Source organism: Streptomyces sp. A 4/2 (assembly GCF_940670765.1).
Taxonomy (GTDB): domain Bacteria; phylum Actinomycetota; class Actinomycetes; order Streptomycetales; family Streptomycetaceae; genus Streptomyces.
In genome coordinates, this window is the sequence record NZ_CALNVW010000078.1 from 1 (window position 1) to 4,145 (window position 4,145).

General features: G+C 67.1%; 5 protein-coding genes. 1 reads left to right on the forward strand and 4 read right to left on the reverse strand.

The genetic code is table 11. The features are described 5' to 3' along the window. Positions 1-394: 394 nt before the first annotated feature. The 4 genes from NBY69_RS37060 to NBY69_RS37075 all read right to left on the reverse strand — a co-directional run bounded on the left by NBY69_RS37060 (position 395) and on the right by NBY69_RS37075 (position 3,553). Entirely contained in the window at positions 395-967 is a 573-nt protein-coding gene (locus NBY69_RS37060) for an AAA family ATPase (RefSeq protein WP_250306676.1), read from the reverse strand. Positions 968-1,052: 85 nt separating this feature from the next. Beyond that, positions 1,053-1,487 (reverse strand): hypothetical protein, encoded by a 435-nt coding sequence (locus NBY69_RS37065; protein ID WP_250306677.1) that lies wholly within the window; start codon positions 1,485-1,487, stop codon positions 1,053-1,055. A 433-nt stretch (positions 1,488-1,920) separates the two neighbouring features. Continuing rightward, the gene (locus NBY69_RS37070) at positions 1,921-3,198 is read right to left on the reverse strand and encodes a caspase, EACC1-associated type (RefSeq protein ID WP_250306678.1); all 1,278 of its coding nucleotides are present in this window, start codon (positions 3,196-3,198) and stop codon (positions 1,921-1,923) included. Next, the gene (locus NBY69_RS37075) at positions 3,188-3,553 is read right to left on the reverse strand and encodes an effector-associated constant component EACC1 (RefSeq protein ID WP_250306679.1); all 366 of its coding nucleotides are present in this window, start codon (positions 3,551-3,553) and stop codon (positions 3,188-3,190) included. The genes NBY69_RS37070 and NBY69_RS37075 overlap by 11 nt, the downstream gene beginning before the upstream one ends. Before the next feature lie 252 nt (positions 3,554-3,805). Here NBY69_RS37075 and NBY69_RS37080 point away from each other — a divergent pair, with 252 nt between their 5' ends. Beyond that, a complete protein-coding gene (locus tag NBY69_RS37080; protein ID WP_250306680.1) occupies positions 3,806-3,991 on the forward strand; it encodes a hypothetical protein in 186 nt (61 codons plus the stop codon). Positions 3,992-4,145: the final 154 nt, after the last annotated feature.

Here is a 4,145-nt window from a genome sequence, read left to right on the forward strand (position 1 = left end):
CCCTAAAACAGCACATGATCATTTCCCCCCTAGGGGAAAGGTGCGTCCTGATTGATACTCAAGTAGCCCTCAGCGATACATCACATGGCCCCTGAACTGCGGCGATGCCTAATTGCTCTATATGCATCCATCCCGCCGTCGATCAGTGCAGCCTCGTCCCCGAAGACGAACACCAGTATCAGTGGTGGGAGGAACTGACCACCGAGCTCCGCCCCTGGTAACCGCACCAGTCGCCCGCAGGAGGTGGACGCAGCCCGGACCTGCGGGGCGCTCGTTCCTGTGCGTGCCGCGACGCTGCGCAGGTACGGGTTCAACGCCTCGTCCCTGGTCCCCGCGTCCGTCTCCCCTCCGCAGACGATCTCGACGGGGCAGGGCAGGCCCGACAACAGTCGGCCTACCGTGCATCGGGGTGGAGCAGGGCGGATACCTGGGCGGCCAGTGCGTCGATGTCGACGTGGTCGAAGTGGGTGGTGTCGACGGTCAGGATTGGCCCTGGCAGGTCCAGGGGTTCGTAGCGGCCGGCCAGGAGTTCTTCACGGAACTCGTCGATGTTCTGGTCGTCGCAGTGGCCGGGGTGCCGCTCTACAGAGAAGGAGCGTGCGGCGAAACGGGCGAGGAGGGTCTCCCCGTCCGTACTGCACTGAATCTGCACCGCTCCGGCGCCGGTGGTACTGAGGAGTCGCTGGAAGTCAGGGCTGGAGAGCGTCCGACGGAAATTGGACTCGGCCAGGCAGCTGGTTCCGGAGCCCAGGGTGTCGGAGAGCAGGGAGAACAGCACAGCCACGGACGCGGAGCCGAGCTCTTTGGACCTCGAGCGGTCCGACCACCCAAGGGTGTCGAACAATGCCTCCTTGATGGTGTCGCGGCTGTACCAGGGCAGGGCCAGACGGGCGGCGAGCCGGCGGGCCAGGTAGGTCTTCCCTGCCCCGGGAGGGCCGGACACGATCACCACGGTCGGAACGGGCACAGGAGATCCTTCCCGGACGGTGCGACAACTGGGCCGACGGCCAGGCGGCGAACCGAACACAGCAGCAGGGCCACTGTTCCACCGATCAAGCGGGCGAGGCCGCGACGCCTCGAGGTCGGCGCTGCTGCTGGGCGTTTTCGACGTGGCGTCCGAGGAGGAGGGCTGTGTACTCGATCTCTTGCTCGGTGGGGGTGGAGTAGTCAATGCGGCCGGTGCGGTGGCCGGGCTCCCGGTACAGGCAGCGGGCCAGGCCCCGGCAGACAAGGTGACGGCGGCGGTTGGGGGTTCTGGTGCCGGCGGGGACGACGATGGCGGTGCCGCCGCCGGGTCGGCTCTCCAGCGCCCCGTTGATGATGCTGTCGTTCTCGGTGGTCACCATGGTGATGGAGTAGCCCAGGCGCTGCTCGAGGACGGCGATCAGGTCTCCGAGCGGGTCCGTGTGGCCCAGGGGCGGGATCCGGAGGTTCCGGACCGTCTTCTGTACTCGCTTCTTGAGCTTCCGCCGTGGGCTCCACCGCACCGTCGCCACCTCATCCCGTCTCGTTCAACGCAGCTGTTCCGCGTCGCACCTGCGGTCCAGTGTGCCGAGGCCAGCTCAAGGCACCGTGGGATGGGCACTGCTGGGCCAGTAGTGCCAGCAGCGCTTCCTGTCCGGCCTGCGGCGTTCGGCTGCGAGTATTCGTTGCCCGTCCTGGATGGGCGCACCCGCGAACCCGTGCGCCGACTCCCCGGCGTGCCGGGGCCCGGGGCCGGCGTCGCCAATGTGCGGGGGCACCGTCGGCGCCCAAACCCGGGTGCCGGAACGCACCACGCGCTGGGCCGCCGTGACGCGACATCGGCGGCAACGGGGGTTGGGGTGAACAGGGCCACACGCGTACCGGACCGGCAAGGCCAGCGGCCCTGCCGCCCGCCCGCGACCTGTACGCGGAACTCTTCCCGGACATGATCAGCCTTCACGTCGGCGGGTTGTCGAGATCGACGCACCTGCTGGCGACGTTCTTGCCATCGCGCTGCATAGAACCGCACACCCATCGGGCATTTGGGCCGGTCTGCTTGCGGTTCGGCGTCCATCTCACTCTGAGATCGGTTTCTTCCCGGGGGCTTTCCTTGTCTGAGTCGAAGTTCCCCCACGAGCTGTGCATGTCCCCCTTGGCCTTGTCCTCGCTCCTGACGGTGATGTCCCTGACGTACCGGCCAACGTGGGAGGTGAAGACACACATGATGGGGTCTTCCTTGTTGGGGTAGCAGTCACCGTGTACTCCGTCCTCCGCTTTCGACGTGGGCGGCGACGGCGGCGGCGGCATGTACCGGATCGCCGCGATACCGCCCGCGAGTACTGCGACGACGGTGGCGGCGGCCACGAGAACCTTGCGTCGTGGACGACGGCGCCGGGCGGATTGGGCCTGGCCCGTGCCCGGCCCTGTGTCAGGCCGCCCGGCCTCGACACGCGGTGGGGTGGATAAACCAGTACCCCGACACCAGGCGTTGTGGGTGAGGACGAAGCGGTCTGCGAGGTCGGTTCCGCGTTGGTTGGGAAGGGGTAGCGCCTTCGTGGCTAGGCGGTGGCGCAGGACCGGGTAGATGGCGCCGAGGGTGAGTGTTTCGGGGCCGTGGGGGATGCCCTCGGTGATGAGGTCGACGAGTTGACCGGTGAAGGACGTGCGGGCGTGGGCCTGTTGTTCGAGGGGTGGGACGTGCGCGGTGTGGTTTCGGGTTGTGGCGGTGAGGGTGTAGACGCCCTCGACATGCGCGATGTCGGCGACGGTGGTGTCCGTTCGCGTCGCGGCCAGGGCCTCAATGGCCTGCCCGGCGAAGCAGCAGTCGAGGATCGCAATCCGGGTGCGGGCGGGGCTGGTGCGCAGAGCCCCGGCGACGTCATCCCACGGCACGCCGGTGAGGGCGGGTCGGTCGAAGTGGGTGGTGCCGACGGTGAGGCACAGGTCGCCGCGGGGAGAGAGTGCGCCGTGGCCGGCGTAGTACACGAGGAGAACACCGGTGGTGCGTTCGGCGATTTCGGCGATTGTCATGGACAGCGCGTCGCGTGACGTGGGGTCGGAGATTGTGGTGATGCGTCCGGGCCAGGCGCACAACAGCGGATTCGTCAGGATGTGCAGGATCGCGTCGAGGTTGTTGCGCGCGGCGGGGATTCGGGGAAACTGGGTGTCGGAATACTCAGAGACACCGATCAGGATCGCATGACTGTCGACTCCCGCAGTGGACTCAATTCCCATCGGGGGCATCGGCGTTGTCGGTGGTCTGGGCGAGGATTTCGTGTAGAAGCGGCGAGACGTCGCCGACGGTCGTGATGTTGAGGGTGACGTGTCTGTCGTGGGCCTCGACAGTTATGGTCGCGGTCGTGCGACGCGTACGGACCCAGGCGATCAACGATGTCGCCAACACCGTGCCGCTGCCTCCGGCGCCGACCGCAACCGTGAGAAGATCGGCGACCCCGCCGAGTTCGGTCGCGCCGACCGGGGCAGGTGCCCGAACCACCCGGCCGCGCAGGTCCCGCTCGTCGTTGAGCCACTGCCACAACGCGGCGACGTCAGCCGCGTCACCGTCAACCAGACGCACCTGTGCATCCACTTTGCAGCCCCCGCTCCACGCCCTTGACCATTCGGCACGTTCCAGGCCTCGCGGGGGAATTGTGGCTGGCCCGCTCGGACCCAAATGCATCCTATGCCCGCCCCGCCGAACCGCTGTGGCATGTCGCAACTTTCCATACTGATTGCAACCCCCATGTGACAGTTAGGGGTTCAGAACTGGCGACCTCGCGTAATCGACTGACGCCTATTCCTTGGTCATTGAGGCGCTGGTGTCACCAGTCAGGATGCGGCGGTGCTGTTCCAGGCGTCCTACGAGGGCTCCGTCTCCACCGATCCCGAGGAGCCGACCGCGGCTATCGTAGCGGGGCTGCTCGACGCCGGGCTCCTGGTCCGCGCCGACGACGGCACCGCCGTCCTGGCCGACGACGTCCGGTACGGCCTCCGCCTCACCGACGCCGACGACGTCAGCATCTACTGACACACCTCATGGCAGAACCACTGACATCCAGTGGCAGACTCCGCTGACGTCCCGATGGCAGACAACGTCGGTCCGCCTGTGAGTGGGTGGGGTGGTGTCAGTGGGTTGGGTGTCAGCGGGTTTGTTGTGGGTTGGTAGTGCGTTGAGCTGGTTC